This window comes from Micromonospora sp. WMMA1923, from assembly GCF_049179195.1.
Lineage (GTDB): Bacteria > Actinomycetota > Actinomycetes > Mycobacteriales > Micromonosporaceae > Micromonospora > Micromonospora yangpuensis.
On record NZ_JBMHLZ010000001.1, the window covers coordinates 5,038,703 to 5,063,997 of the forward strand.

Here is a 25,295-nt window from a genome sequence, read left to right on the forward strand (position 1 = left end):
AAAGTGGGTTGAGGGGGGCATGTCGGGCGGGTTACCGGGTATCGGGCCGGCCGGAGGTGGCCATGGTCGCGCTGTCGCAGAGTCCGCCCTCGGCCGAGCGGCTGCGGGCGGTCGACGGGTTCCTCGCCGAGGCGTGGGTGGAGCAGGTGGCGTACGACGCCCGGCTGCGTGACCTCGGGGTCCAAGTGCGCTTCGACCGGGGGGTGGCGCACCTGACCGGCGAGGCGGTCGACGCCGGGCAGCTGCGGCTGGTGCGGGAGCTGGTGGGCCGGCTCGCCGGGGTGTACGGGGTCTGGGGGCGGGTCGGGGTGGCCGGGCGGGCGCCGGTCGTGGTGGACCTGGGCTGCGGCGGCACCAAGCAGTACCCGGGCAACCTCGGGTTGGACATCTTCCCCGCTCCCGGGGTGGACGCGGTCGCCGACCTGTCCGGGTCGTTGCCGCTGGCCGACGACTCGGTGGACGTGCTCTTCGCGGTGCACATCCTGGAGCACCTGATCGACTTCCTGCCGCTGGTGGACGAGTGTCACCGGGTGCTGCGGCCCGGCGGCGTCCTGCATGTGATGAGCCCCTGGTGGGGGCATGTGAACGCGGTCGCCGACCCGACCCACGTCCGGCTGCTGGACGTACAGACAATCAAGGGGATCTGTCTGCAACGGCCGCCGGGCAGCCCGCGCTGGTACCCGCTGCACGCCGGCTGCGACGGGGCCAGCATCTTCGCCGATCTCACCCCGCTGGCCCCGGACGCCGACCCACCCTCCCCCACCCACCTGGCCCGCTTCTTCTCCTGAGCAGCGACCGATGCTCACGGAACAGCGCCCGACCCTCGCGGAACAGCACCCGACCATCGCGGAACAGCGACCGACCATCGCGGAACAGCGACCGACCATCGCGGAACAGCGACCGAGCCTCCCGAGCAGCGACCGACCCTCGCTGAACGAGGACAAACCAGCGTCACCAGCCACTGGGACGCAACGACGAACATCTCTCTCGGCGCGGTACAACATCCGGACGGGATGACCACGCAGCGGCGAGAGAGGTGGTACGCGGTGCGGAACGCGCAGCTCACGATCGACCCGGCCTTCGCGGTGGGGCCGGCCGACCGCCGGCTCTTCGGCTCCTTCGTCGAACACCTGGGCCGCTGCGTGTACGGCGGGATCCACGAGCCGGGCCACCCCCGCGCCGACGCCCGGGGGCTACGCGGTGACGTGCTGGAGCTGACCCGGGAGTTGGGTGTCTCGGTGGTCCGCTACCCGGGCGGCAACTTCGTCTCCGGCTACCGTTGGGAGGACGGCGTCGGTCCGGTAGCCGACCGGCCGCGCCGGCTCGACCTGGCCTGGAAGACCGTCGAGACCAACGCCTTCGGCCTGGACGAGTTCATGAGCTGGGCGGCGACCGCCGAGGTCGAGCCGATGATGGCGGTCAACCTCGGCACCCGGGGGGTGCAGGAGGCCTGCGACCTGCTGGAGTACGCCAACCATCCCGGGGGCACCGAGTTGTCGGACCGACGTCGCCGGCACGGCGCCGAGCAGCCGTACGGGATCCGGCTCTGGTGTCTCGGCAACGAGTTGGACGGTCCCTGGCAGGTCGGCCACAAGACCGCCGACGAGTACGGCCGGCTCGCCGCCGAGACCGCCCGCGCGATGAAGCTGATCGACCCGTCGATCAGCCTGGTGGCCTGCGGCAGCTCCGGCCGGGGAATGCCCACCTTCGCCGCGTGGGAGGCGACCGTGCTGGAGCACACGTACGAGCACGTGGACTACATCTCCGCGCACACCTACTACGATCCGTCCGACGGTGACCGGGCCAGCCTGCTGGCCTCGGCCGTGGACATGGACGCCTTCATCACCGAGGTGGTCGCCACCGCCGACCACGTGGCGGCCCGGCAGCGGCAGACCCGCAAGCTCAAGATCTCCTTCGACGAGTGGAACGTCTGGTACCAGTCCCGGGTCCAGGCCGACCTGGACCGGCGCGGCTGGGTGGAGGCGCCGGCGCTGATCGAGGACGATTACACCGCGGTCGACGCGGTGGTCGTCGGCGACCTGCTGATCACCCTGCTCCGGCACGCCGACCGGGTCGGGGTGGCCTGCCAGGCGCAACTGGCCAACGTGATCGCCCCGATCCGGACCCGTACCGGTGGGCCGGCCTGGCGGCAGAGCATCTTCCACCCGTTCGCGTTGACCGCCCGGTACGCCCGGGGCACGGTGTTGCGCACCGAGCCGGTCGGCCCGACGTACGCCACGAAGCGGTACGGCGACGTGCCGGTGCTGGACACCGTCGCGGTACGGCACGACGAGACCGGCGAGCTGGCGGTCTTCGCGGTGAACCGGGACGAGACCGACCTGCGCCTCGACGTCGACCTGCGGGGCCTACCGGCACTGGCCGGCACCGCCCACACGGCGATGACCGCGCGGGACGATCCGGCGGCGGTCAACACCGAGGCCGAGCCCGACCGGGTGGTACCCCGCGACCTGCCCGTACCGAAGGCGGACGGCGGCCGGTGCACCGTACGCCTGCCCGCGCTCTCCTGGAACCTCCTGCGCTTCACCCCACCTGAGGGGTAAGGAAGGGCCCCCTCTTAACGCCTACGGTAGAGAGGGGTTCCCTTCTCACCGCCCGCCCCGCCCCGCCCCGGCCCGGCCGGGCCGGGGCGGGGCGGGGCGGGCCGGAGCGGGTGCCCCGGCCCGGGCGGAGTCAGTGCTCCTGTCGGGCGAGCCGGTTGCGGCGTCGGCCGTACCCGACGTAGATGAGCCCGCCGAGCAGCAGCCAGGCCAGGAAGCGCAACCAGGTCTCCACGGAGAGGTTCAGCATCAGGTAGACGCAGGCCAGCGCGGAGACGATCGGCAGCACCGGGGAGAACGGCACCCGGAACGGACGCTTGAGGTCGGGGCGGCTGCGGCGGACCAGCGGCACCGCGATCGAGACGATCACGAAGGCGAAGAGCGCGCCGATGCTCACCAGGTCGGCCAGGGCCGACAGGGGCAGGAAGCCGGCGAGCACCGCCACCAGCACCGTCATCGCGATGGTCACCCGGTACGGGGTGCCCCAGCGGGGGTGGATCGCGCCGATCCCCGTCGGGATCAGGCCGTCCCGGGCGATGGCGTAGCCGATCCGCCCCATCGCCACCAGTTGGACCAGGATCACGCTGGTCAGCCCGGAGACCGCGGCGATCGACACGAGCACCGCGGCCCAGCCTGCGCCGACCGCGTTGAAGGCCGCCGCGATCGGCGCTCCCCGGTCGATCTCGGTGTACGGCACCATGCCGACGATCACGAAGGAGACGCCGATGTAGAGCACGGCGGAGACGGCCAGCGTGCCGAGCACCCCGAGCGGCAGGTCCCGGCCGGGCCGCCGGGTCTCCTCGCCCAGGTTCGCCACCGCCTCGAAACCGGTGTACGCGAAGAAGACCACCGCCGCCGCGCTGAGCACCCCGGCGATGCCGAAGACCGACGGCTCCAGTCCGAAGAGCACCTGGGTCAGCGGCTGGGTCAGGCCGGACTCGTCGCCGGGTGGTGCCTCGGCCGGCGGGACGAACGGGGTGAGGTTGGCGGCGGAGATGAAGAACAGCCCGGCGACCACGACGAAGATGCAGATGGCGACCTTCACCACGACCAGCACGTTGGTGATCCGGGCGGACTGCTGGATGCCGATGGTGGCCACCACGCCGAGCAGCAGCACGATGGCGATCGCGCCGACGTTGACCACGCTGCCCTCTTCACCGAACCAGGCGGTCGGCAGGCCGAACAGTTCGGCAAGGTACCCGGACCAGCCCCGTGCGACCACCGCCGCGCCGAGGGCGAACTCCAGCAGCAGGTCCCACCCGATGATCCAGGCGACCACCTCGCCCATGGTGGCGTACGCGTAGGTGTAGGCGCTGCCGGCGGTCGGCACGCTGGCGGCCAGCTCGGCGTAGCAGAGCGCGGCCAGCAGGGCGACCACCCCGGCGACGGCTCTGGGCGATCACGTCCTTGATCGGTTTGGTGCGCAGCACGGACACCGCGAACACCCACCCTCCCCACCGTGGCCACCCCCGTGGTGGCCGGTGACCGGCGTTGCTACCCAGCCGCCCGGTCCACCAATCACCACTGTCGATATCGATGCCGACGGGACCGGACGCGCCGCGACGAAACGTCGCTTTCCGCGCATGTCACCAAGTTCTTTCCCGGCGGAAGATCCATGGCAGGCGATGCAACAACCTGGTCATCATCCGGTGACCCGCCGGTAACACCACACCCCCGCCGCCCTCGGGAGGTTCCCATGTCCCGCCGCCTCGCCACCCGCCTCGCCGCCGCCACCCTGGCCGTGCTGGGTGCGGTCGCCGTCGCCTCGCCCGCAGCCGCCGCCGTCACGCCCCAGCAGAAGCTGACCGTGCTGTCCAGCTGGACCCAGACCAGCGCCACCAGCTACGGAAACTGGAACTCCGCCCGCCTCAACCAGGCCGCCTGGGCGGGCTACTCCTTCAACTGGACGACCGACTACTGCTCGTCCAGTCCGGACAACCCGCTCGGGTTCAAGTTCGACCTCTCCTGCTACCGGCACGACTTCGGCTACCGCAACTACAAGGCCGTCGGCCAGTTCCCCGCCAACAAGGCCCGCCTGGACAGCGCCTTCTACGAGGACATGAAGCGCTCCTGCGGCACGTACAACTCGGTGGTCCGGCCGGCCTGCTACAGCCTGGCCTGGACCTACTACGAGGCGGTCCGGATCTTCGGCTCGGTCGCCGCGGTGCAACAGTCCGACCTCGACCGCGCCGCGCGGATGAAGGCCGACGCCGAACGGAAGGCCGCCGCCGAGCGACAGGCCGCCGCCGAACGGAAGGCCGCCCCGCGCGGCTGAGGCGCACCCCGGGGCCGGCCGTCCCGCCGGCCCCGGGCCGTCGAACCCGGGCCCGTCCGCGCCACGCCCGCCGGCACCGGCCCGCCGACCCCAACCAGCGGTACGACGGGCAGGCTCAGGGCAGGATCGGCGGCGCGGTCTCGGTGTCGAAGCGCAGCGAGTCGGCGGCCAGGTCGGGATGCTCCACCCGCAGCGCCAGCTCCGCCGCCTCCTCCAGGCTCAGCTCGCTGCCCTCGGTGTAGGTGGCGTCGAAGACCGTCTCACCGAGCAGCGCCCGGACCTCCGCCTGCCGGGCCGTCCAGTACTCGTCGTGGATGCCGGGGGTGGAACGCAGACTCGCCCGGGTCGCGTGCGCCGCGCCGAAGAACCGGGCCGCGAGGTGCGGTTCACCACCGGCCGCGCAGCGTACGGCGATCGCGTCCAGGGTGTCGCAGGCCCGGCCGTGGAAGCCGTGACTGATCCGGGAGCGCAGCGCCACCAGCAGGTGCTCGTGCGCGGCCACCAGGTCGCCCCGGGCCAGCGCCACCATGCCGAGCAGCATGTCGACCGACCGGCGGCCCCGCTCCACCGGCCGACCCGCCTCGATCGGGCGGGCCGCCCCCAACAGCTCGGCCGCCTCGTCCAGGGCACCACGCCGCCAGAGCAGCTCGGCCAGGCTGAAGACGGCGAAGAGCGCGTCGGCGACCACCGCCTGCTCGTGTGCCCAGTCGATGACCTCCCGGCAGACCCGTTCCGCCTCGTCGAACTGCCCCATGTCGATCAGCGGCGCGGCCCGACCGGCCAGTACCCGGGCCAGCAGGCCCGCGTCGCCGGCCTGCCGGGCCGCCGCCTCGGCGCGCTGCGAGAAGCGCAGCTCCTCGGCGACCTCACCGTCCGCACCGGCATGCAGCGAGTGCATGTGGTACGCCGCCGCCAGCTCGGCCTCCGGAATCTCCTCCCCCGTCTCGGCGATCCGCCCGTAGAGCCGGAACAGCCATAGTCGACCCTCCCGGGCCAGGCCCCGTTCCCGCCACCACTGGTCCAGCCCGCCGGCCAGCCGCAACCCGGCCCAGGCGCTGCCGCCGGTGGCACACCAGCGCAGCGCGGCCCGCAGCTCACCGGCCAACGGGTCCAGGGAGCACAGCGACAGGGTGACCGGTAGCCCGTCCGGGCCGAGGTGGGCCCGTTCCAGGGCATGCGTCGACCAGGCGACGTGCCGTTCCCGGGCGGTCCGCTCCTCACCGGCCTGGGCCAGCCGGCGGGCCGCGTACGCCCGGATCGGATCGAGCATCCGGTACGTGCTGCCGGCGGCCCGGGGCTCGGCCAGGATCATCGACTTGTCGACCAGCACGGAGAGCGGGTCGAGCGGATCGTCGTTCAGCAGCCACTGCATGGTGGGCAGGTCGACCGGCCCGGCGAAGACCGACAGCCAGCGCAGCAACCGGGCGGCCCGTGGCCCCAGGGTCCGGTACGACCAGGTGACCGTGGCCTGCATGGTGACGTGCCGTTCGGCGGCGGACCGGCGGACCGCCCGACTGGCGGCGGTGGCCGGGACACCGCCGGCTGCGGCGGCCACCAGGTCGACGGTGTCCTGCTGGTTGCCGGTCCAGTCCCGCCCGTGCGGGCCCGGATCCGGGTCCTCACGGCCGGCGTCCAACGTGCTGAGCACGTCGTCGAGACGCTCGGCGAGCTGACCGGCGGAGAGCACCCGCAGCCGGGCCGCGGCCAGCTCTATGGCCAGCGGCAGACCGTCCAGCCGCTGCACCACCCGCCGCAGGTCGGCCGTTTCCGCCGGGTCCGGCTGCCGACCCCCCCGGGCGGCCATCGTCCGGTCCAGCAGCAACGCCACCGCGTCGCTCTGCGCGCCGTCGGGCCTCGGATCCACCGACAGCGGCGGGATCCGCCACACCACCTCGCCGGGCAGGCCGAAGGATTCCCGGCTGGTGGCCAGCACCCGTACCCCGCCGCTGCCGGCCAGCAGCCGGGAGATCACCTCGGCCGAGGCGGCGGGCTGGGCGTCGCAGGTGTCCAACACGACCAGCATGCGGCGGGCGGCAGCGTACTCGACAAGGGTGTCCACCATCGGCCGGCCCGGCTCGGGACGCAGGCCGAGCACGGCGGCGACCGCGAAGGCCACCAGGCCCGGGTCGGTCACCGTGGCGATGTCGACGAACCAGACCCCGTCCGGGTACGCCTCGACCATCCCGGAGGCCAGCTCCACCGCGAGCCGGGTCTTGCCGGCGCCCCCCGCCCCCAGCACGGTGACCAGGCGGTGCCGCTGCATGAGCCGGAACAGGTCGGCCCGTTCGGTCTCCCGGCCGACGAACGAGGTGACCTGGGTGGGCAGGTTGTGCGTCACCGTGTCGGCGGTACGCGGACGGGGGAACTGCCGCTCCAGACCGGGGGCCACCAGCTGGAACAGCCGCTCCGGGTCGTCGAAGCCGCGCAGCCGGTGCAGGCCGAGGTCGATCAGGGACGCCCCGGCCGGCAACGGGTCGGCGTGCCGGGCGGTCGCCGCCGAGCAGAGCACCTGTCCACCGTGGGCGGCGGCGGCGACCCGGGCGGCCCGGTGCACCTCCGGGCTGGCGTACTCGCCGTCGCCGGGCTCGGCGTACCCGGTGTGCAGCCCCATCCGCACCTTCGGGGCGGAGTCCGGAGTGGGCCACTCGTGCCCGGCCAACGCGAGCTGCGCGGTCAGGCACGCGGTCAGCGCGGCGGTCGCGTCCGGGAACGCGATGAAGAACGAGTCGCCCTCGGTGAGCAGCTCCGCCCCGTCGGTGGCGGCGAGCGTGTCACGCAGCAGTCGGCGGTGCTCACGCAGCACCGGGCGGTAACCCGGCCCGAGCATCTGGGCCAACCGGGTCGACCCCTCGATGTCGGTGAACACGAAGGTCACCAGCCCGCTCGGGAGGTCGATCGGTGGCGACATGCGTGGAACCTCCGCACCTCACGTCGGTGTCGTGCTCTCCGGGGTCACCGGTATCCGTCGGCTCGACGGTTACCGGTTCAGACCCAAAGGTGCCACTCGGCCTGCTTCCGGGCAAGGTCAGCGGGCCGACAACTGACCACTGGGGACAGTGGAGATCAGCAACCGCACCCGCCGCCGCAGCATCCACCCCCGCCCGCGGCGGGCGCGGAACCGGTCGGGCCGACTCCGCCCCGACCGGTCACCGCGACCGCAGAGAGCAGCTTGACCGTGTCGTCGTGCCCGGCTGGGCAGGCCGCCGGTGCGGCTGCCTGCGCCATCGGGCGGTTGACCTCGAAGGTGTCGCCGCACGCGCGGCAGCGGAACTCGTACCGGGGCATGACACCCAGGGTACGACCGCACCTGACTATCGCTGCGACATGGGTGATACTCGACGGGTGGCGGACGGTGAGGAAGATTCGACGACCCGGCCCCTGCGTGCGGCCGTACCCTCGGCCGAGCCCGGGGCCCAGGCCCCGGAGCCGGCGTCGACGCGGGTGCCCCGCCCCCGACGCCCGTGGCTCGACAAGCTGTGGCACGAGCGTCGCTCCACCGCCCCAGGCTCCGACCCCGGCCCGACGGTGAAACCCGAGCCGACCTCGACCACCGCACCCGCCCCGCTCACCACGAAGGCCGACACCACGAAGGTCGACAGCCCGAAGGTCGACAGCGCGCCGGTGGCCACCGGGACCGACATCGCGCCGACCGGAAGCACGTCGCCCACCACCACGGCCGGCGACGCCAAGGCCAGCGACCACGCGGCGGCACGCAACACCAAGGCCGGTGACGCCAAGACCGGCGACGCCAAGACGAGCGACGCTGAGACCGGCGACGCCAAGACCGGCGACGCTGGGGGTACGAAAGCCGGGGACGCTGCGGCCGGTGGGGATGCGCCGGTGGCCGGGGCGGTCGGGGCCGTACCGCCGGTGGTGAAGCCCGGGGACCCACCGGCCGGTGCCGCCGGCGCAACGCCGAAGGGCGGCCGACGGCGGCGGATGCAGTTCGCCCACGCGATGCGGGTGCCGCCACGTCAGGCGGCGGTCACTGCGGCCCGCGCCACCCGGGAGTGGTCGCAGCGGCCCAGCGGTCGGCTCACCCTGCCCGGGGTGTTCCTGCTCGCGCTGGTCGGTGCGACGGCTGCGGCCGGCGCGCTGCTGGTGCCGGCCGCGACCCGGGACGCCCGGCCGGTGGCCGCCGACGTCTCCGTCGACCCGACCGGCGGGTGGCCGGGACTGCCCGGTGCCACCGCGGTACCGACCGCACCCGGCGGTACGCCTCTGCCCGGCCTGCCCGGCGCCACCGCCGGTCCCGGCCTGCCCGGCGCCGGTCCGGGCCTGCCCGGGGTGACCCCGGGCCCCGACGGGGTGCTGCCGTCGGGACCGGCTGCCGGTCCGGTGGCCACCGGACGTCCCGCCGACGCGCTCACCGCCTGGGCCCAGACCACCGGCGCGAAGGTGGGCATCTCACCGGTGGCCATGCAGGCGTACGGCTACGCCGAGCTGGTCCTCGCCGAGACCGAACGCGGCTGCGGGCTGAGCTGGACCACGCTGGCGGCGATCGGGTTCGTCGAGTCCCGACACGGGCAGGCCAACGGGGCGACCCTGAAGTCCAACGGCCGGGCCGAGGACCCGGTGATCATCGGCCTGCCGCTGGACGGCAACGGTGGCCGGATGCGGATCGCCGACACCGACCAGGGCCAACTCGACGGGGACACCACCTACGACCGGGCGGTCGGTCCGATGCAGTTCATCCCGACGACCTGGGAGGAGATCGGGGCGGACGCCGACAACGACGGGGTCAAGGATCCGCACAACCTGCACGACGCGGCGCTCGCCGCCGGCCGCTACCTCTGCAAGGGTGGCCGGAACCTGACGATCCCCGGTGACTGGTGGGAAGCGATCCTGTCCTACAACGACGTCCGCCGGTACGCTCAGGACGTCTTCGACACGGCGAACCGGTACGGACAGGCCAGCCGCACCTGACGTGCGTTCCGGTGTACTTTGGCGGACCGGAGGCTTCCGTCAGCCACCCGATGCCGGCAAGCTGTAGGCGTGATGGTGCGCGAGTGGGATCCCAGGTCCGCGTCCTCCGCCGAGATCGCGTCGCTGCTGGACACCCTGAACGCGGTCCTGGCGACCGACCTGCCGCAGGACCCGGCCTGGTCGGGGGCGTCCATGCGGGAGTATCTCGCCGAGGTGATGCCGGGCGAGCGGCGGATCTCCTGGATGGTCCAACCCGAGTCGAGCGACGAGGGACCGCCCGGTGCGGTCCTGGGGCACGTCCACGTGCTGCTCCTCGGCGACATCGGGGTGCTGGAGCTGCTGGTCCATCCGTCGGTACGCCGCACCGGGCTGGGCCGCCGGTTGGTCCGGCTGGCCGCCCACCGGGTCTATCAGGAGGGTTTCCAGTCGATCGGGGTCGAGGTGGCCGGCGACACCCCGGCGATCGGTTTCTACACCTCGCTCGGCTTCAGCCGGGACTACGTCGAGACCCGCAGCGTGCTCGAACTCTCCGGGGTGGACTGGCCGGCGCTGGCCGACATGGCCACCGGCGTCGGGACGGGTTACCAGCTCCAGTTCCACCCGGGCGGGCCGCCGGACGAGCTGATCGAGGCGTACGCCAAGGCCAAGGCCGAGGCACGCGACGTCGAGGATGGTGAGCTGCGGCCCAGCTCGTACGATCCGCAGCGGCTCCGGGACAGCCTGGACTGCCTGCACCGGCGCGGGATGCAGCCGTACATCGTGCTGGCCCTGCACGAGCGGACCGGTGAGGTGGCGGGGCTGACCGAGGTGGTGGTGCCGGCGCAGCATCCCACCCGGGCCGACCAGTACGACACGATCGTGGCGCTGGAGCACCGGGGCCACGGCATCGACCGGGCGATCAAGGCGCGGATGCTGCTCGAACTCCGCTCGGCCGAGCCGCAACTGACCGAGGTGCAGACCTGGAACGCCCAGGCCAACGAGGCGATGTTGAAGGTCAACGCCGAGCTGGGCTACCAGCCCGACCGGGAGTGGTGCGAGTACGGCGCGGACGTGGGGGCCCTGGTGCACCGCCTGGACGCCCGGGGCTGACCCGGCGGCCCGGGGCGCGGCTGACCCGGGTCGACCCGGCGGCCCGGGGCTGACCTGCCGGCCCGGGGCGTGGGCGGCCCCGGGAGCACCGGCGGCGCGCCGGGGGTCAGTAACGCTCGCGGAGCAGCCGGGCGGCCTCGGTGGCCCAGTAGGTGAGGATGACGCCCGCACCGGCCCGCCGGATCGAGGTGAGCGTCTCCAGGATCACCCGTTCCCGGTCGATCCAGCCGTTCGCGGCGGCGGCCTCGACCATCGCGTACTCGCCGGAGACCTGGTAGGCGGCGACCGGGACGTCCACCGCGGCCCGGACCGCGGCGACCACGTCCAGGTAGGGCAGGGCCGGCTTGACCATGACCAGGTCGGCGCCCTCGGCGACGTCCAGCGCCACCTCGCGCAGCGACTCCCGCAGGTTCGCCGGGTCCTGCTGGTAGGTGCGCCGGTCGCCCTCCAGCGCCGACTCCACCGCGTCCCGGAACGGACCGAAGAACGCCGAGGCGTACTTGGCGGCGTAGGCCAGCACCGCGACGTCGGCGTGCCCGGCCGCGTCGAGCGCCCGGCGGACCACCCCGACCTGGCCGTCCATCATCCCGGACGGGCCGACCACGCCGACCCCGGCGGCGGCCTGGGCGACCGCCATCTCCGCGTAGGCGGCCAGGGTGGCGTCGTTGTCGACGTCACCGTCCGGGCCGAGCAGGCCGCAGTGCCCGTGCGAGGTGAACTCGTCCAGGCAGAGGTCGCTCATCACCACGGTCGCGTCACCGACCTCGGCGACCACGTCCCGGATGGCCACGTTCAGGATGCCCGCCGGGTCGATGCCGCCCGAGCCGGTGGCGTCCCGCTCGGCCGGCACCCCGAAGAGCATGATCCCGCCGACCCCGGCCTGGACCGCCTCGACGGCGGCCTTGCGCAGCGAGTCCCGGGAGTGCTGGAACACCCCCGGCAGCGAGGCGACCGGCCGTGGCTCGGCCAGCCCCTCCCGGACGAACATCGGCAGCACCAGCTCGGCCGGGGCCACCCGGGTCTCGGAGACCAGCCGGCGCACCGCCGGGGTGCGGCGCAGCCGGCGGGGCCGGATCTCGGGGTACGGCATGCGGACCTCCGTGAACGACTAGCGGAACCTGAGGGCTGGAGCCTGAAGGCTGGTGGAACCTGAGGGCTAGCGGAACCTGAGCGCGGTGGGGCCCTGCACCTTGGAGCCGCGACGCTGCTTGGCCGGCATGGCGGCCAGCTTCTCGCGCAACTCCACGGCGTAGGCGGCGAGCGCCTCCACCAGGTCGGGGACCGAGGCGTGCGGCGGCTGCACGTCGACCCGCAGGCCGAACTCGGTGGCGGTCTCCGCCGTCTTGGGCCCGATGACAGCGACCACGGTACGCGCGTGCGGCTTGCCGGCGATACCCACCAGGTTGCGCACGGTGGAGGACGAGGTGAAGAGCACCGCGTCGAAGCCACCCGACTTGATCGCGTCGCGGATCTCGGCCGGCGGCGGCGCGGCCCGCACCGTCCGGTACGCGGTCACGTCGTCGACCTCCCAGCCCCGCTCGGTGAGGCCGGCGGCCAGCGTCTCGGTGGCGATGTCGGCGCGCGGCAGCAGCACCCGGCCGACCGGGTCGAGGATCTCGTCGTGCGGGGAGAACTCGGCAAGCAGCCCCTCGGAGGACTGCTCACCGGCCGGGACCAGCTCGGGCTGGATGCCGAAGGCGCGGACCGCCTCGGCGGTGGCATCCCCGATACAGGCGATCTTGACGCCGCCGAAGTGCCGGGCGTCCAGACCGTGCTCGGCGAACTTCTCCCAGACCGCCCGCACCGCGTTGACCGAGGTGAAGATGACCCAGGCGTACCTGCCGTCGACCAGACCCTTGACCGCCCGCTCCATCTGCGCCGGGGTCCGCGGCGGCTCCACCGCGATGGTCGGCACCTCGCACGGGATCGCCCCGTACGCGCGCAGCCGGGCACTCATCACCCCGGCCTGCTCCTTGGTCCGGGGGACCAGCACCTTCCAGCCGTACAGCGGGCGGTTCTCCCACCAGCTCAGCTTGTCCCGCTGGCCGACCCCCGCACCGAGGGTGAGCACCACCCGGCCGGTGAAGCCGAGCGCCGCGGCGACGAAGCTGTCCACCGTCGAGGCGGTGGTGTACTGGGTCTCCCCGGTGCCGTCGCCGGTCACCCCGACCGCGGTCGTCCCGTCGACCCCGGCGGCGAGCAGACCGTCGCGGATCGCGGCCAGGTCACCGGCGTCGACCGCCAGCGCCAGCGAGCCCCGGGACACCGCGGCGGCGAGCGCCTCGAAGTCCAGCGTGGCGACGTCGGAGACGTCGGCGGCGGTACGCACCCCGGGCAGCGGCACACCGGCGTAGGTGGCCACCCCCTCGGCCTGGCTGACCCCCGGCACCACCTCGAAGTGCGCGGCGGTACGCGCCACCGCCTGCACCTCCTTGACCACCGAGTCGTGCCCGAACGGGTCGCCGGCGACCAGGTGCACCGCGTTCAACCCGGAGCGGGCCGCCGAGATCAGCACCTTCGCCACGTCCCCCGGCACGCCCTCCGCCGGGCTGAACTGGGTGTCGGGCCGGGCCTGGGTCCGCACGGCGGTGAGCAGCGACTCGGGGACCCCCCGGTCGTACACCACCTGGTCGGCGTCGACCAGGGCGTCGAACGCCCGGCGGGTCAGCAGGCCCGGGTCGCCGGGTCCAGCCCCGACGAACGCGATACGGCCTGCGGGCTTACGGGTGCGGGTCATTCTGTGCTCCCAATGTGCTGGGTCCCCGGGGCGGCAGGTCCGTCCTGGCCGAGGATCGAGTCGGCACCGAGGTCGAGGAGTTCGGCGGCGAGGGCCTTGCCGATCTCCGCCGCCTCGGCGGGCGTACCGGTGCGGGACAGCCGGAGGTCTCGGGTGCCGTCCGGGCTGATCACCGCCCCGCGCAGGTAGATCTCCTCGCCCTGCTCGCCCTCGGCGAGCACGGCGTAGGCGGCGACCGGGGCGGAGCACCCGGCCTCCAGGGTGGCCAGCAACGCCCGTTCCGCGGTGACCGCGGCGCGCGACGGTGCGTGGTCGAGCACGGTGAGCAGCTCCACCAGTTCCGGGTCGTCGGCCCGGCACTCCACCGCCAGCGCGCCCTGGGCGGGCGCGGGCAGCATCAGCATCGGGTCGAGCGTCTCGGTGATCTCGTCGGCGCGGCCCAGTCGGGCCAGCCCGGCCCGGGCCAGCACCACCGCGTCGAGATCGGCCTGTGGGCCGAGCACCCGCCGCAGGCGGGTGTCGACGTTGCCCCGGATCGGGGTCACCTCCAGCTGCGCCCCGAGCGCGTGCAGCTGGGCGGCCCGACGCAGCGCGCCGGTGCCCACCCGGGCTCCGGCCGGCAGCTCGGCGAGAGTACGTCCGCCCGTGGCGACCAGCGCGTCGCGCGGGTCCTGCCGGGGCGGCACCGCCGCGATGTGCAGTCCGGCCGCGTCCGCGGTGGGCAGATCCTTGTAGGAGTGCACCGCGAAGTCGATGGTGTGCGCGGTGAGGGCGTCGCGCAGGGCGGAGACGAAGACACCGACGCCGAGCGAGGCCACCGGTGCGGTCGAGCGGTCCCCGGCGGTGACCACCTCGACCAGCTCGACCGCGCGCCCGGTGGCGGCGGTGAGGGCCTCGGCGACCTGCCCGGACTGGGCCATCGCCAACGCGCTGCCCCGGGTACCGAGGCGCAGCGGCCTGGTCATCGTTCACCTCCGAAGTGCGGGACGGTGTCGGTGGCGACCACGTCGGGGACGGGTTCGGTGTCGGCGTCGACCACGTCGGGGACGGTGCCGACCGGTGCGGTCTGCGGCACCTGAAGGTCGAACAGCTCGCGCAGCAGGGCCGTGTACTGGTCGCCGCCGGGCTCCGCGGCCAACTGCCGCACCCGCACGGTGGGCTGGTGCAGCAACCGCTGGACCACCCGGTGCACCGTACGCGCCACCTCGGCCCGCTGCTCGTCGCTGAGATCCGGTCGACGCTGCGCCAGCCGCCGCAGTTCCACGCTGACCACGTCGTCGGCCCGGCCCCGCAACGCGGCCACGGTGGGCGCCACGTCGGCACCGCGCAGCCAGGTGAGGAAGGCCTCGACCTCGGCGGCGACGATCCGCTGCACCGCGGCGGTGTCGTGGGCGGCCGGGCCGTCGGCCAGGACGGCGGCCATCCGGTCGATGTCGATCACTTCGACGCCGGCCAGCTCGGCGACGCCGGGCTCCACGTCCCGGGGAACGGCCAGGTCGAGCAGGACCAGTGGCCCCCGGGCCGGATCCCGGTCGGCCAGCGCCCGAGCGACCACGGCCCGGGTGAGGACCGGTTCGGTGGCCGCCGTGGCGGCCACTACGATGTCCACTGTGGAGAGCGCTGCGGTCAGGTCGGCGATCGGCGCCGCGTTAGCCCCGTACGACTCGGCCAGCCGGACGGCCCGGTCGGCCCCCCGGTTGGTCACCGTCAGCGGACCGGCGCCCAGGCGGGAGAGGGTCGCCACGCCGAGGGCACCCATCGCGCCGGCCCCGACCACCAGGGCCGGCCGGGCGGCGAGGTCGCCGTCGAGGTGCCCCGCGGCCAGCCCGAGCGCGGCGGTCACCACGCTCTGGCCGGCCCGGTCGATGCCGGTCTCGGCGTGCGCCCGCTTGCCCACCCGCAGCGCCTGCTGCATCAGCTCGTGCAGGAGCCGGCCGGCGGTCTCCGCCCCGCTGGCCCAGTGGTACGCGTCACGCAGCTGGCCGAGGATCTGCGCCTCGCCCACCACCATCGAGTCCAGGCCGGCGGCGACCCGGAAGACGTGCTCGACCGCGGCGGCGTCGAAGTGCACGTAGAGATGGTCGGCGAGCGCGGCGGGCAGGCAGCCGGCCTGCTCGGCGAGGACCGCGCAGATGTCGTCGAGGCCACCGTGGAAGCCGGACACGGCGGCGTACACCTCCACCCGGTTGCAGGTGGAGACGAGCACCGCCTCGGCCACGAACGGCTGGGCGACCAGGCGGTCCAGGGTGCGGGTGAGGTCGGCGGGACCGACCGCTACCTGTTCCAGGACGGCGACCGGAGCGGTGCGGTAGGACGCACCGACGACAAGCAGTCTCACGTGCCGATCGCCTCCTGGGTGTCGGGGGCCGCGAGCCCGCCGGGCAGCGCGGTGAGGGTGGACCCGCCAGCGGCGGCCAGTCCGGTGCGGGACGCCTTACGGTGCTCGTGGAAGGACAGGATCTGCAACTCGATGGCGAGGTCGACCTTGCGCACGTCGACCCCCGCCGGCACCGAGAGTACGCACGGAGCGAAGTTGAGGATGCTCGTCACGCCGACGGCGACGAGCTGGTCGGCGACCGCCTGGGCGGCGGGGGCCGGGGTGGCGATCACCCCGATCGCGATGGCCTCCTCGGCGGCGATCCGGGGCAGCTCGTCGACGTGCCGGACGACCAGCCCGTTGATCTCCTCACCGACGCGTTGCGGGTCGGCGTCGAGCAGGGCGGCGATCCGGAAACCCCGGCTGACGAAGCCGTCGTACCCGGCCAGGGCGTGACCGAGATTACCCACCCCGACCAGGGCGACCCCGCGTCGCTGGGTGAGCCCGAGCACGTACTCGATCTGCTCGATCAGCAGCGCGACATCGTAGCCGACGCCCCGGGTGCCGTACGAGCCGAGCTGGGAGAGATCCTTGCGGAGCTTGGCCGAGTTGACCCCGGCGGCCGCGGCGAGCCCTTCGCTGGAGACCGTCTCGTGTCCGCTTTCGGCGAGGTTGTGCAGGGCCCGGAGGTACTCGGGGAGTCGCGCGACCGTCGCTTCGGGTAGGTCCGGAAGCGACGGTACGACACCGGCGCGGCCGGACGCGCCAGGGTGACGATGCTGACTCATGAGACTCCGTGCGGTGCGATCCTCTGCCGGCTTTCGTCGCCGGCCGTTTCGGGACTCCCGCCTGCAACCGGTCTGGCCGGCTGTGCTAGCAGGGCGCGTCGGACCTCAAGAGTAGGCGCTTGTGAAGACGTGCACAAATCGCGATCTTGCTGATCGGCCACGGTCGAGCCGTCCGGACCCCATTCCACAAGATCGATCACACCGACCGTAGACCCCGGCGGACCGGCCCATGGACGGCCGGGACGTCGCTGGCCAGAGTGCGGCGGGGCCTGGCTCGCCAGAACTGCGGGCGAGGCCCTGCCCGCTAGAGCTGCGGAGTGGTGAGGTCGCGCAACAGCCGCTCCTCCTCCACCCGCCAGTAACCGTGCTCCTTGCCGTCCAGCAGGACCACCGGCAGTCGCTCGCCGTACTCCCGTTCCAACTCGATGTCGCCGCTGACGTCCTTCTCGATCCACTTGTCACCGGTCACCGCCACCACCCGGTCCAGCGCCGCCTTGGCGTCGTCACACAGGTGACAGCCGGGGCGGGTGATCAGGGTGAGCCGGGCGTCGGTGGACATCGGTTACCTCCGGTGGCGGACGGTCGTCGGCCGAGTGTGGCACAGCACCGGCCCGACAGTTCGTGCGAACCCCGCACAGGCACCGCGAGCAGGCACGATTCACGTATCAACCACCCCGGGAAAGTCAAACGCCCCCGACGGACAAACGGTCCGGCGGGGGACCGACAGGGACGGAATACTTCCGCTCTGTGTAACGGACTTACCACGCACGGGTGACGTCGGCCCTTATCATCACTCGGGTCGACTCACCCCATTTGCCGTGAGTTGACACCCCTCAGCCCGAGGAGGCCCCCGTGCCTGTGAGCGCATTGAACCATCACCTCATGGGGATCTGCCGTGCGTCGGCGTACCCCGGAGCAGTGCTACCCGACCGACCGGTCGGCCCCGGCGCGGTGCCGCGCGTCGTGGCCCGGTACGCCGGGACCGGACCGGGAGACGCCCGGTGACCGCCTCGGGCTGGGTCGAGCCACCCACCGGGCTCAGCGCCCCGGCGGTGCGGGCCGCCCTCAACGAACGGCTGGTCGCGGCCCGTACGTCCGTGGACGACATGCTCAGTCGCCCGGCGCACGAGGAGGACGCGGCCCGGCAGTCTCGCAACCGACCACATCACAACGAGTCCGCTGCCCGACCCGGGTTACCCGGCGGGAACGCCAAGCCGACCGGTGGTGGTCGGGTGGCGGTCCCCGCCCGACCGACCATGCCCGTGCAGGGGCGTCGGGGTAGCGAGCAGCCGCCCCCGGCCGACCCGGCCGCCGCCGAGACCACGGTCCTGCCGGCGGTACCGGCCGCCGACCCCACCCCGGGCCAGAGCAACGGCAACGGCAACGGCAACGGCTTCCCGAGCCGCCCGGACCCCTCCGACCCGGCCACCGCGGTCTGGAGCCTGGTCGAGCGCGCCCAGGCCGGTGAGTCCGAGGCGTTCGGCCTGCTCTACGACCGGTACGTGGACACGGTGTTCCGGTTCGTCTACTTCCGGGTCGGCAACCGCCAACTGGCCGAGGACCTGACCTCGGACACCTTCCTGCGGGCGCTGAAACGCATCGGCAGCGTCACCTGGCAGGGCCGGGACCTGGGTGCCTGGTTGGTCACCATCGCCCGGAACCTGGTCGCCGACCACTTCAAGTCCGGCCGGTACCGGCTGGAGGTGACCACCGGCGACGTGCTCGACGCCGACCGCGAGGACCGCGGGCCGGAGGGCAGCCCGGAGGCGGCGGTGGTCGAGCACATCACCAACGTCGCCCTGCTCAGGGCGGTCAAGCAGCTCAACCCCGAGCAGCAGGAGTGCATCGTGCTCCGGTTCCTGCAGGGCTTCTCGGTCGCCGAGACCGCCCGCGCGATGGGCAAGAACGAGGGCGCGATCAAGGCCCTCCAGTACCGGGCGGTACGGGCGCTGGCCCGGCTCCTGCCGGACGGTTTCCAGCCGTGACCCCTGCTCCGACGGGCGGCCGGACGACCGGGGCGATTTCGTGACCCCGGGTCCCGTAACCGGGACCCGGGGCGCACCGTTTTTCCGGGTGCGACCGGTGGTTGCCTCGGCAGCCCGCCGGGCCCCATGGTCCGGCAGCACCGCCGGCAACGGCCTCGTACGTCGGTGTTCCGCTGCCCCCGGTCGCTGGTAACGACCACGGCCGACCGGCCGTGAGCAGCGAGAGGGGGTGCCTGCGGTGGACACGGACCTCTTCTTGCGTCGACGCGCTGAGCGCTTCGCCCAGCTTCTCGACGAAGCCAACGGCGGCCGTCGGCACCACGTCCGGTCCCGGGTGGACGATCAACTCACGACGCTGGTCGGGGTCGGGCGACAGCTCGCCGCCGACCCCCCCGTCGTCGAGGTCGACCCCGGCTTCCGGACCGGCCTGCGCGCGATGCTGATCGCCACCGCCGAGCGGGAGGGGATCGGTGCGACGGTGATCGCGCCCGCCGAGACCGTGCCGGCCCGGCGGCAGCCGACCGCCGCCGCGCCCACCCGGATGCCGCTGCTGCCGGCGGTCACGGCACGCCGGGCCCGGGCCCGGTTGGCGATCTTCGCCGGTATCGCCGCCGGCGCCATCGCCGTCTCCGGCATCTCCGCGGCCAGCGAGAACGCCGTACCCGGTGATCCCCTCTACGGCATGAAGCGCTCCACCGAGCGGGCCCAGCTCGCGCTCGCCAGCTCGGACCTGAGCCGGGGCCAGCTCTTCCTCGACTTCGCCCGGACCCGGACCGACGAGGCCGCCACCATGCGCGGCGACAAGATCGGGTTCGACCGGGTGCTCGACGACATGGACGACGACACCCGCGAGGGCCTCCGGCTGCTCTTCACCACCGTCGCGCAGCGCGCCGATCCGGCCGGTCTGGCGGCGGTGGACAGCTTCCGCAGCGGGCAACGCCGATCGATCAACGGCCTGTTCCACGGTGCCTCCCGCACCGAACGGGAACGGATCCGCCAGTCCGTCGCCCTGCTGGACACCGCCGGGAAGCGCGCCGACGCGTTCCGCGAGGCGATCGGCTGTGGCCTGCCGATGACGGCCCACACCGACAGTCTCGGTCCCGTCCCCGCTACCTGCCGCTGACCAGCGGCCGACCGACACCTCGGTCGGCCGCCGGCACAGCGGCCGGCGGACCTGCCGGGGCGGGCCCGATCCGGCCCGCCCCGGCACCGCCCGCCCCGCCCACCGCCCGCCCCGGCCCACCGCCCGCCGGGCGCTCCCGCCCAGCGCGCTCCCGACGGTCCCGCTCGTCGCCAGCTGGGCGTTCCGGCCCGCCGGCCGGGGGCCTGTCGTCGCGGTCCGGCCGGTTGCCTCGCGGATCACGCTAGGCTCTCAGGTGCAGGCCTCGCGGTCGTCGAGCGGAGGGAGCTGACGGTGGCCGACAACGGCAAGGTCACGATCAGCACCGACGTCCACGGGCACACCGCCGGTTGGGCCGAGAGCGGGCTGGCGCCGCCGGCCCCGCCGGAGGCCGACCCGGGTGCCGCGGCCTTCTTCGACGTGGACAACACCATGATGCAGGGCGCCTCGCTCTACTGGTTCGCCCGGGGAATGGCCGCCCGCAAGTACGTCACCACCGGCGACCTGGCCCGGTTCGCCTGGCAACAGCTCCGGTTCCGGGTGCTCGCCACCGAGCACGCCGGGGACATGTCCCAGGCCAAGGAGGCCGCCCTCGCCTTCATCGAGGGCTGGCGGGTAGCCGATGTGGAACGCCTCGCCGAGGAGATCTTCGACGAGCTGATGGCCCCCCGGATCTGGGCCGGTACCCGCCGCCTCGCCGAGCGCCACCTCGCCGACGGCCAGCGGGTCTGGCTGGTCAGCGCCGCCCCGGTGGAGATCGGTCGGGTGATCGCCGCCCGGCTCGGGCTCACCGGCGCGATCGGCACGGTGGCGGAGGTCGCCGACGGGGCGTACACCGGCCGGCTGGTCGGCGACCTGATGCACGGGCCGGCGAAGGCCGAGGCGGTCGGGCAGCTCGCCACCGTCGAGGGGCTGGAGCTGTCCCGCTGCGCCGCGTACAGCGACTCCGCCAACGACCTGCCGATGCTCTCGGCGGTCGGCCGGGCGGTCGCCGTCAACCCCGACGCCACCCTGCTGCGCCAGGCCCGCCGACGCGGGTGGGAGGTGCGCGACTTCCGCACCGGCCGCCGCGCCGTGAAGATCGCGGTACCGTCGACGGCCGCCGCCGGGCTACTCGCCGGAGCGGTCACCGCCGGGCTGGCCCTGAACCGACGCCTGCGCACCAACTGACGGGCTCAGGGGCCGAACGGGTCCGGGCGCCGTTCGAGTAACTGGTGCACGGTCTGCTGGATGGTCTCCCGCACCTGGTCGGCGAGGTTGAAGACCACCAGCGGATCGTCGGCGGCTTCCCGTAGGTGCGCGGTGGGGATCGGCGGGCAGAACTCGATCAGCCACTTGCTCGGCAACGGCACCATGCCCAACGGCCCCAGCCAGGGGAAGGTAGGCGTCACCGGGAAGTACGGCAGCTTGAGCAGCCGGGCCAGCGGCTTGATGTCGGCGAGCATCGGATAGGTCTCCTCCGCCCCGACGATCGCCACCGGCACGATCGGGGTGCCGGTGCGCAGGGCCGCCGAGACGAACCCGCCCCGACCGAACCGTTGCAGCTTGTACCGGTCGGAGTAGAGCTTGCCGATGCCCTTGTACCCCTCGGGGAAGACCCCGACCAGCTCACCGGCGCCGAGCAGGCGCTCGGCGTCCGGGTTGCAGGCCACCGTGGCACCGGACTTGCGGGCCAGCTCGGAGACCACCGGCATCCGGAAGACCAGGTCGGCACCGAGCAGGCGAAGAAAACGGCGGGCCGGATGCTGGTCGTGCAGGGCGGCGGAGAGGATCAACGCGTCCAGCGCCACCGTGCCGGAGTGGTTGCCCACCACCAGCCCGGCGGTGTCGGCCGGGACGTGTTCCATCCCGGTGACCTCGGTGCGGAACCAGTCCCGGTACAGCAGGCGCAGCAGCGGGTGGAGGACCTTGCCGGTCAGCTCGGGGTCGAAGCCGAACTCGTCGACCTCGTAGTCACCGGAGAGCCGTTTGCGCAGGAACGCCAACCCGGCGGCCACCCGCCGGTCCCAGTCGTCCGCCGGCCGGTCCGGCACCGACCGGGACGTCCCACCACCGGGCTGACCTTCCGCCACCCCGTTGCCACCCGGGTCCGCGCTGACCGCCGGGTCCGCGCCGGACGCGGCAGACGGCTCCGCCCCGGACACGGCGGCCGGCTCCGCGGCGGCGGTCGGCTTCGCGGCGGCCGGCTCCACGGCGGTCGGCTCCGCGGCGGCCGGGTCCGCGGTGAGGCGGTGTCCGTTGCGGCGCGCCGGCTCCGCGTCCGGTTCCGCCACGGTCAGCGGTACGTCGAAACGTCGGCCCCGGGTGCCGTCCCCCGACTGCCCCGCCCCGGTCACGAGCGCTCCCGTACGGCTGCTCGCACCTGGCGGATGCCCTCCAGGACGGACTGTTCCGCGGCGGCCAGCCGGTCCCGGGTGACCAGCACCCCGCCCTGGTGGGCGCGGATGAAGTCGTCGAAGGCGGCGGCGGTGCTGCGCGGCGTGAAGGCGTACTCCTGCTCCAGCCGGCTGGTGTCGACCACCCGGCCGTGCACGAAGAGGTCGACCTGGTCGAGCCCGTAGCGGCCGAAGCCGAGGCTGCGGGCGAGCGCGGCGGCCCCGGAGAGGCCGGGCTCCAGCACCGGTACGGCGACCCGGCCGGCCCGGCGGATCGCCTGGGAGAGTGAGAGCACCCCGGAGCCGGCGACGTTGTAGGTGCCGGGGTGGTCCTCGACGATCGACCGGTACAGCACCTCCAGCGCGTCGTCGAAGTGCACGAACTGCAACCGGGCGTCCCGGCCGAAGATCGTCGGCACCAGCGGCTGGGAGAAGTACCTGGTGAGCGTGGTGTCGGCGGTGGAGCCGATGAACGGGGCGAAGCGCAGCACCGTCGCGGTCACGTCGGGCCGACGGCGCCGGAAACCCCGGACGTACCCCTCGATGTCGAGGATGTCCCGGGCGAACCCGCCGCGCGGCACCTCGCGCGGCTCGGTGTCCTCGGTGAAGACGGCCGGGTCGCGGAACGACGCGCCGTAGGCGGCGGTCGACGAGCGGACCACCAGCTTGCGCAGCCGGGGCGCCCGCTGGCAGGCGGCGAGCAGCTGCATGGTGCCGATGACGTTCTGGTCCTTCATCGCCGCCCGGCCGCCGTGCTGCTTGTCGGGCGCGCTGACCAGGGCAAGGTGCACCACCGCGTCGACGTCCAGGTCGCCGAGGAGTCCACCGAGGTCACCCGGTACGACCCGGACCCGCTCCACCCGGTCCAGCACACCTGCCAACTCGGCGCTGGGCGGGGCCGAGTCCACCCCGATCACCCGGGCCACGCGGGGGTCGGCGGCCAACCGGGCCGCGACGTGTGCGCCGAGGTACCGCCCGACGCCGGTCACGACGACGACCCCCGGCACGCCTGACTCGGCACCGGGGGTCATGTCGTGCACCTGACCCGGCAGCCGGGACCGAGCCGGGAGTTCCGCGGCCTGATCACCTGAGCCTCCGGGGATCGACAGTAGGCAAGTGTCACCGGGAGCCGGGCCGAAGCCCGGCACCGGTCACTTGCCGAGACGACGACGCTGGACGCGGGTCTTGCGCAGCAGCTTGCGGTGCTTCTTCTTTGCCATGCGCTTGCGACGCTTCTTGACCACCGAGCCCATACGACAGCCTTTCGATGCAACGTGCGGGGCGGACCGGAAGACACCATCGGGTGGCGTCGGCGACCGCTTACGGACAACGAACCGGACCTGCCAGGTGGCATCGGGGCACACCGCACTGCGGTCTCGGTCGAGTCCCAGGGTAGCCGCAGACGATCAGCAGGACCAACGCGCCCCCGTCGATGCCCGTTACGTCGCCCTCCACCACACCGACCGTCACTCTCGGTGACGAACCCGTCCGGTAAGGTCAGGCGGTTTCCTGGAACGCACCCCGGAGGTACTCGTGCACCGCGTGCTCCGGCACCCGGAACGAGCGACCCACCCGGACGGCGGCCAGCTCACCGCTGTGCACCAACCGGTAGACGGTCATCTTCGACACCCGCATCACCGTCGCCACCTCGGCAACGGTGAGGAACCTGACGTCCGACAGCCGACCGTCGGACTGCGATCCGGCCATGGCCCACCGACCCATCCCATGCCCGGCGCGCGCCGTACCGACGGCTCCCCCACCGGCCCGGCAACGCGCGTGTTACCAGTACCGTAGCGGGACGGCTGTGACCGGCGCGATCCCTTCCCCAACTCATCCCCCCGTAGTGCAAGGAAGGGCCCCCTGTTAACGCTTACGGTCGAGCGGGGTACCCCACTAACAGGCCAGGAAGGGCTCAGCCCATCCCGCGAGGGGCAGCAGCACGTCGAGCGGCGGCAGGGCGGGACCACTGCCCGGGCTACCGACCAGGCCGCTCGGCGACGTAGGTGCCTCGGCCGGGCTGCCCGGTGATGAGCTCCCGGTCGTGAAGCAACGAAAGCGCACGCGAGGCCGTGTTCATGTGGACCTGGTACGCCTCGGCGAGGTCCCGGGTCGAGGGCAGCTTGTCGCCGGGCTTGAGTTCACCGCTCTTGATCTGCGTCCGGCTCCGGTTGGTTCGGCAAACCCTTCCGAGCGTGGACAACCAGGTTGGCTCCGGGGCCGTACCGCCGATCAGGGCGACACCACCCACGCCGCACCACCCACCGGCACCACCCGCCGGACGCCGATCACCGCACGACGGCTGGTACCGCGCCGACTCCTGCCCCCGCCTCACCATCACCCAGATCCGCAACCGACACTTCCGCACCGTCCGCCGCGGCCTCCACCCCACCGACGTGTACGCCCACCTCCACCGCGTCGCCAGCGAACTCGCCACCACCCGCCACGCCCTGACCACCGCCACCGAGGAGAACACCCGAATCAAGACGGCGCTACGCACCTGGCAGTCCCAGTTCACCCCCGGGGGCAACCGATGAGCACCGAACGCTTCGTCGTCCACCTACCCGTGGTCGCCGACAACCTCGACACCGCCCGCCGCTACGCCCGCCTCATCACCCGCGCCGTCAGCTTCCTCGGCAACATCGACCGCACCGAAACCACCGTGTCGTACGAAGACGACCAAGGCGTACACCACCGGATCTTCTGCGACCGACTCCTCGGCAACGGCCGACGCTGCACCGGACGCGCCGGCCACCCAGGCGACTGCTGACCAAAACGCTGGCCCGATTACCACTTCCCACAGCCTATCCGGCTCGGAACTCCAGAAAATACTCACAATTATCTTCGTCCCACACCAGCAAACACGATGCCATCAAGCCCAGGAGATGAATACCGGAGATCGGGAACGAGTCCCCCCGCAAATTTGGATGCCACCCAACATACCCAGCAACCACATCGTCATCGATGAGTTGCGGCATGCGAACCTCTGACACCAGCGCATCGCCCCGACGCTCAAACGCGAGAAGAAACCAACTCATCGAGGGCACGCCCGTCCCGCACTCGGTCCCTTGATACGACCTTGTGAATCCATCATCGATCACCGACAGACCGCCACCCCTTTGGTCCGG

Annotated in this window: 23 protein-coding genes and 1 pseudogene; 10 read left to right on the plus strand and 14 right to left on the minus strand. The window is 73.0% G+C overall.

What is annotated here, in order from left to right:
* The first annotated feature begins 62 nt into the window (after positions 1-62).
* Positions 63-788, plus strand: a complete 726-nt coding sequence (locus ACN28G_RS22795) for a methyltransferase domain-containing protein (protein WP_091447448.1) — start codon at positions 63-65, stop codon at positions 786-788.
* Between the two features lie 258 nt (positions 789-1,046).
* Positions 1,047-2,561: an alpha-N-arabinofuranosidase gene (locus ACN28G_RS22800; RefSeq protein WP_091444344.1), complete on the plus strand. Its 1,515-nt coding sequence runs from the start codon at positions 1,047-1,049 to the stop codon at positions 2,559-2,561.
* A 130-nt stretch (positions 2,562-2,691) separates the two neighbouring features.
* Here ACN28G_RS22800 and ACN28G_RS22805 read toward each other — a convergent pair whose 3' ends face one another.
* Positions 2,692-3,936 carry an amino acid permease gene (locus ACN28G_RS22805; protein WP_421480294.1) on the minus strand — a complete coding sequence of 415 codons (1,245 nt, stop codon included), beginning with the start codon at positions 3,934-3,936 and terminating at the stop codon, positions 2,692-2,694.
* 318 nt (positions 3,937-4,254) lie between these two features.
* Between ACN28G_RS22805 and ACN28G_RS22810 the strand changes: the two genes are divergently transcribed.
* Complete coding sequence (locus ACN28G_RS22810; RefSeq protein ID WP_421480295.1) at positions 4,255-4,833, plus strand: phospholipase; 579 nt, start codon at positions 4,255-4,257, stop codon at positions 4,831-4,833.
* 115 nt (positions 4,834-4,948) lie between these two features.
* On the opposite strand, the gene ACN28G_RS22815 is transcribed toward ACN28G_RS22810, so the two are convergent.
* A complete protein-coding gene (locus tag ACN28G_RS22815; RefSeq protein WP_421480296.1) occupies positions 4,949-7,741 on the minus strand; it encodes an ATP-binding protein in 2,793 nt (930 codons plus the stop codon).
* A gap of 155 nt (positions 7,742-7,896) precedes the next feature.
* The gene (locus ACN28G_RS22820) at positions 7,897-8,118 is read right to left on the minus strand and encodes an FmdB family zinc ribbon protein (protein WP_091444357.1); all 222 of its coding nucleotides are present in this window, start codon (positions 8,116-8,118) and stop codon (positions 7,897-7,899) included.
* Positions 8,119-8,157: 39 nt separating this feature from the next.
* Between ACN28G_RS22820 and ACN28G_RS22825 the strand changes: the two genes are divergently transcribed.
* Complete coding sequence (locus ACN28G_RS22825; RefSeq protein ID WP_421480297.1) at positions 8,158-9,759, plus strand: lytic murein transglycosylase; 1,602 nt, start codon at positions 8,158-8,160, stop codon at positions 9,757-9,759.
* Positions 9,760-9,831: 72 nt separating this feature from the next.
* The gene (locus ACN28G_RS22830; RefSeq protein WP_091447455.1) at positions 9,832-10,848 is read left to right on the plus strand and encodes a GNAT family N-acetyltransferase; all 1,017 of its coding nucleotides are present in this window, start codon (positions 9,832-9,834) and stop codon (positions 10,846-10,848) included.
* Between the two features lie 106 nt (positions 10,849-10,954).
* Here the strand turns inward: ACN28G_RS22830 and hemB are convergent, their stop codons facing one another.
* The 6 genes from hemB to ACN28G_RS22860 form a co-directional block, all read right to left on the minus strand.
* Positions 10,955-11,938: a porphobilinogen synthase gene (gene hemB, locus ACN28G_RS22835; protein ID WP_091444361.1), complete on the minus strand. Its 984-nt coding sequence runs from the start codon at positions 11,936-11,938 to the stop codon at positions 10,955-10,957.
* 66 nt (positions 11,939-12,004) lie between these two features.
* The gene (locus ACN28G_RS22840; RefSeq protein ID WP_091444363.1) at positions 12,005-13,585 is read right to left on the minus strand and encodes a uroporphyrinogen-III synthase; all 1,581 of its coding nucleotides are present in this window, start codon (positions 13,583-13,585) and stop codon (positions 12,005-12,007) included.
* The gene (gene hemC / locus ACN28G_RS22845) at positions 13,582-14,550 is read right to left on the minus strand and encodes a hydroxymethylbilane synthase (protein WP_091444365.1); all 969 of its coding nucleotides are present in this window, start codon (positions 14,548-14,550) and stop codon (positions 13,582-13,584) included. The genes ACN28G_RS22840 and hemC overlap by 4 nt, the downstream gene beginning before the upstream one ends.
* Complete coding sequence (locus tag ACN28G_RS22850; protein ID WP_091444368.1) at positions 14,547-15,923, minus strand: glutamyl-tRNA reductase; 1,377 nt, start codon at positions 15,921-15,923, stop codon at positions 14,547-14,549. Before ACN28G_RS22850 ends, hemC begins: the two co-directional genes overlap by 4 nt.
* A complete protein-coding gene (locus tag ACN28G_RS22855) occupies positions 15,920-16,690 on the minus strand; it encodes a redox-sensing transcriptional repressor Rex (RefSeq protein WP_091444372.1) in 771 nt (256 codons plus the stop codon). Before ACN28G_RS22855 ends, ACN28G_RS22850 begins: the two co-directional genes overlap by 4 nt.
* A 304-nt stretch (positions 16,691-16,994) precedes the next feature.
* Positions 16,995-17,249 (minus strand): glutaredoxin family protein, encoded by a 255-nt coding sequence (locus ACN28G_RS22860; RefSeq protein ID WP_421480298.1) that lies wholly within the window; start codon positions 17,247-17,249, stop codon positions 16,995-16,997.
* Positions 17,250-17,841: 592 nt separating this feature from the next.
* On the opposite strand from ACN28G_RS22860, the pseudogene ACN28G_RS22865 reads away from it, so the two are divergent.
* The 3 genes and pseudogenes from ACN28G_RS22865 to ACN28G_RS22875 form a co-directional block, all read left to right on the plus strand.
* A pseudogene (locus ACN28G_RS22865) lies at positions 17,842-18,675 on the plus strand (ECF subfamily RNA polymerase sigma factor, BldN family); the annotation flags it as partial.
* A gap of 238 nt (positions 18,676-18,913) precedes the next feature.
* Complete coding sequence (locus ACN28G_RS22870; protein ID WP_091444385.1) at positions 18,914-19,798, plus strand: DUF5667 domain-containing protein; 885 nt, start codon at positions 18,914-18,916, stop codon at positions 19,796-19,798.
* A 174-nt stretch (positions 19,799-19,972) separates the two neighbouring features.
* Positions 19,973-20,965: an HAD family hydrolase gene (locus tag ACN28G_RS22875; RefSeq protein ID WP_373868369.1), complete on the plus strand. Its 993-nt coding sequence runs from the start codon at positions 19,973-19,975 to the stop codon at positions 20,963-20,965.
* Between the two features lie 5 nt (positions 20,966-20,970).
* Here the strand turns inward: ACN28G_RS22875 and ACN28G_RS22880 are convergent, their stop codons facing one another.
* The 5 genes from ACN28G_RS22880 to ACN28G_RS22900 all read right to left on the minus strand — a co-directional run bounded on the left by ACN28G_RS22880 (position 20,971) and on the right by ACN28G_RS22900 (position 24,418).
* Positions 20,971-21,867 carry a lysophospholipid acyltransferase family protein gene (locus ACN28G_RS22880; RefSeq protein ID WP_421480959.1) on the minus strand — a complete coding sequence of 299 codons (897 nt, stop codon included), beginning with the start codon at positions 21,865-21,867 and terminating at the stop codon, positions 20,971-20,973.
* Positions 21,868-22,127: 260 nt separating this feature from the next.
* Positions 22,128-23,201, minus strand: coding sequence for an NAD-dependent epimerase/dehydratase family protein (locus ACN28G_RS22885; RefSeq protein ID WP_091444396.1), 1,074 nt, complete (start codon positions 23,199-23,201; stop codon positions 22,128-22,130).
* Between the two features lie 120 nt (positions 23,202-23,321).
* Positions 23,322-23,423, minus strand: coding sequence for a 30S ribosomal protein bS22 (locus ACN28G_RS22890; RefSeq protein ID WP_007465623.1), 102 nt, complete (start codon positions 23,421-23,423; stop codon positions 23,322-23,324).
* A gap of 244 nt (positions 23,424-23,667) precedes the next feature.
* Positions 23,668-23,877, minus strand: a complete 210-nt coding sequence (locus ACN28G_RS22895) for a helix-turn-helix domain-containing protein (protein WP_067367634.1) — start codon at positions 23,875-23,877, stop codon at positions 23,668-23,670.
* Positions 23,878-24,145: 268 nt separating this feature from the next.
* Positions 24,146-24,418, minus strand: coding sequence for a GntR family transcriptional regulator (locus ACN28G_RS22900; RefSeq protein WP_373868364.1), 273 nt, complete (start codon positions 24,416-24,418; stop codon positions 24,146-24,148).
* Here ACN28G_RS22900 and ACN28G_RS22905 point away from each other — a divergent pair.
* Together ACN28G_RS22905 and ACN28G_RS22910 are read left to right on the plus strand one after the other, a co-directional pair.
* Positions 24,363-24,704 carry a DivIVA domain-containing protein gene (locus ACN28G_RS22905; protein WP_229688432.1) on the plus strand — a complete coding sequence of 114 codons (342 nt, stop codon included), beginning with the start codon at positions 24,363-24,365 and terminating at the stop codon, positions 24,702-24,704. The genes ACN28G_RS22900 and ACN28G_RS22905 overlap by 56 nt on opposite strands.
* On the plus strand, positions 24,701-24,937 hold the full coding sequence (locus ACN28G_RS22910; protein WP_421480299.1) for a hypothetical protein: 237 nt from the start codon (positions 24,701-24,703) through the stop codon (positions 24,935-24,937). The genes ACN28G_RS22905 and ACN28G_RS22910 overlap by 4 nt, the downstream gene beginning before the upstream one ends.
* The last annotated feature ends 358 nt before the right edge of the window (positions 24,938-25,295 follow it).